Here is a 2,861-nt window from a genome sequence, read left to right as displayed (position 1 = left end):
TATTTTGATGGCGGCGTTCAGTTCGGCCCGGGAAAAGAAGCGCTGATTGCGCAGCCGCGCCAGAATCCAGCGCTGGGCGATTTGCACCGCGACCTCGTACCTTCGCCTTGTCTTTTGGGCGCCGCGGCCGTGCGGCGAGAATGGCCGTGCTGTAATGGCTCGCCATCTCGGCATAGGTACGATTGAGACCGGGATCGTAACGGTCGGGGTTGCTGACGGCGGCCTTGAGGTTGTCGCAGACCACGAACGTCGGCGCCCCACCCAGAAAGGCGAACAGGTTGACATGCGCCCGGATCCAGTCGGTCAATCCCTCGCTCGGGCAGGCCTCGGCGTAGGTGTAGTTGGAAGCGCCCATCGCCGCGACGAACAGCTTCATCGGCTGCACTTCCCCGGTCAGGGAATCGATGACGTCGATGGTATCGCCGGCGAAATCGACGAACACCTTCTCGCCGCCCAGATGGGTCTGCCGCATTGACGGCCGGGCCCGTCCCTTCCAGGCCTCGTAGGTCGTGCAGAACCAGGTGTACCCGAAACCGTCGGGATTGCCGGCGCGGTACTCCTCCCAGAGCAGGTGGCGGGTCACATTGCGCCGGCGCAGCTCCTTATCGACGTAGCTCCAGTCGGGAACGGCCGCTGCGGGCTTTGCGAAGCAGGCCGCGGGGCCGGGAAAAGCAAAAGCTCCAGGTCTTCATCGGTCATTCCTTCCGGCAGCGGCCAGCTCAGCCCGGCAACACGGGCGCGGGTCAGGTAGCCATGCACGACGCCATTGCTGATGCTCAGGGAGCGCGCGATGGCCCGCTCCGGCAGACCTTGAACATGTTTTAGCCGAAGAACTTCTTTGATCCGGCGCATCGACAATCTCTGGATAGGCATGGGGCTTCCTCGTTAACGACGAGGCCATCCCTAAGCCGGTTGAGTTGTCGGCCGAAGCGGTGCAAGGCTCCGAAAACCTTGCTCACGATCCCGCGAAATCGTTGCTCACGATCGTCTGAAATCTCTGCTCACGATCCCCTGAAATCCGTGCTCACGATCCCGCGAAACACGCAAAGTAGGTCTTCACCTGGGCTTCGAACCCATTCCACTGAGTTTCCAGGTCTTCCTTCGCGTGCGACAATGCGGCTTCTCCCGCTTCCGCCTGGGTCTTGAGCCGCGTCTGAAATTCGTCACGCCGCTTTTTTAGATCGGCGACGAACTGATCGGCCTTGCCCCCTGACTCGGCCTTGGCCTGGCCTGCTTTGACTTCGAACGAAGCTAACGCGGCATCCATCTCGTCAATGCGCTCCTTGGCCCAATTCAGGTAAAAATGTATGCTGCTCTGCCATGACCATCTCCGCTGATGTTGTCTCCAATCATTTCTGAGCTTGGCCTCGGTCGCGTTGACCTGTGTCAACTCATTTGTGGGGACTTTTGGATCCGATCTGCACGGAGGCTCTCTTTCATGCGGCAGCCGTCGTGCTTGACCTCAGCCGGTCGGGGTCGGATGCGACCTTGCCCATGACCGGGATGGCAAGCTCAGAGCGCAGCGCCGTGAGTGGCGATGTACCGAGCTTGGAATTTGCAATCGGGCGAGCTGGTTGGTGCTGCTCGGCCGTCCCTCCGATGGCTTATATGGATGGAGTGGACAGTGCTTTCCTGTCTCCACCAGTACCGAGGGCCCGCTCGAAAAAGGACTGCTTCCTGCCGAGCGCCGCCTCAGCGTCGGATGGCGGCTGTTGGCTTGAACGATTTCCTTGGCAGGCCAACGTAGTAGCCGAGCGCTTGCAAAGCTCCGGCTCGGACCCACTTGAGCGCTTCGCAAATGACGTTGCTGCTGGCGGCGATAGGCAGCGCCGTTCCTCTTGAACTCGAAATCAAGGTCTGGCGAGGAAACTCCTGAAGTGGATGTGCGTGTTTCGCGGGATCGTGAGCAAGGTTTTCGGAGCCTTGCACCGCTTCGGCCGACAACTCAACCGGCTTAGGGATGGCCTCGTCGTTAACGAGGAAGCCCCATGCCTATCCAGAGATTGTCGATGCGCCGGATCAAAGAAGTTCTTCGGCTAAAACATGTTCAAGGTCTGCCGGAGCGGGCCATCGCGCGCTCCCTGAGCATCAGCAATGGCGTCGTGCATGGCTACCTGACCCGCGCCCGTGTTGCCGGGCTGAGCTGGCCGCTGCCGGAAGGAATGACCGATGAAGACCTGGAGCTTTTGCTTTTCCCGGCCCCGCGGCCTGCTTCGCAAAGCCCGCAGCGGCCGTTCCCGACTGGAGCTACGTCGATAAGGAGCTGCGCCGGCGCAATGTGACCCGCCACCTGCTCTGGGAGGAGTACCGCGCCGGCAATCCCGACGGTTTCGGGTACACCTGGTTCTGCACGACCTACGAGGCCTGGAAGGGACGGGCCCGGCCGTCAATGCGGCAGACCCATCTGGGCGGCGAGAAGGTGTTCGTCGATTTCGCCGGCGATACCATCGACGTCATCGATTCCCTGACCGGGGAAGTGCAGCCGATGAAGCTGTTCGTCGCGGCGATGGGCGCTTCCAACTACACCTACGCCGAGGCCTGCCCGAGCGAGGGATTGACCGACTGGATCCGGGCGCATGTCAACCTGTTCGCCTTTCTGGGTGGGGCGCCGACGTTCGTGGTCTGCGACAACCTCAAGGCCGCCGTCAGCAACCCCGACCGTTACGATCCCGGTCTCAATCGTACCTATGCCGAGATGGCGAGCCATTACAGCACGGCCATTCTCGCCGCACGGCCGCGGCGCCCAAAAGACAAGGCGAAGGTACGAGGTCGCGGTGCAAATCGCCCAGCGCTGGATTCTGGCGCGGCTGCGCAATCAGCGCTTCTTTTCCCGGGCCGAACTGAACGCCGCCATCAAAATA

The 2,861-nt window shown here is 61.5% G+C and carries 1 protein-coding gene and 2 pseudogenes; 1 reads left to right on the top strand and 2 read right to left on the bottom strand.

Annotated features, from left to right (window positions below; all coding sequences use genetic code 11):
* Positions 1-873: pseudogene (istA, locus tag AOQ71_RS17320) on the bottom strand (IS21 family transposase); the annotation flags it as partial.
* Between the two features lie 151 nt (positions 874-1,024).
* The gene (locus AOQ71_RS47970; protein WP_245316933.1) at positions 1,025-1,390 is read right to left on the bottom strand and encodes a sll1863 family stress response protein; all 366 of its coding nucleotides are present in this window, start codon (positions 1,388-1,390) and stop codon (positions 1,025-1,027) included.
* A gap of 598 nt (positions 1,391-1,988) precedes the next feature.
* On the opposite strand from AOQ71_RS47970, the pseudogene istA (AOQ71_RS17310) reads away from it, so the two are divergent.
* Positions 1,989-2,861 (top strand): annotated as a pseudogene (istA, locus tag AOQ71_RS17310) (IS21 family transposase); the annotation flags it as partial.

The sequence above is a fragment of the Bradyrhizobium manausense genome (genome assembly GCF_001440035.1).
Taxonomy (GTDB): domain Bacteria; phylum Pseudomonadota; class Alphaproteobacteria; order Rhizobiales; family Xanthobacteraceae; genus Bradyrhizobium; species Bradyrhizobium manausense.
This window is presented reverse-complemented; position numbering and strand designations above follow the sequence as displayed.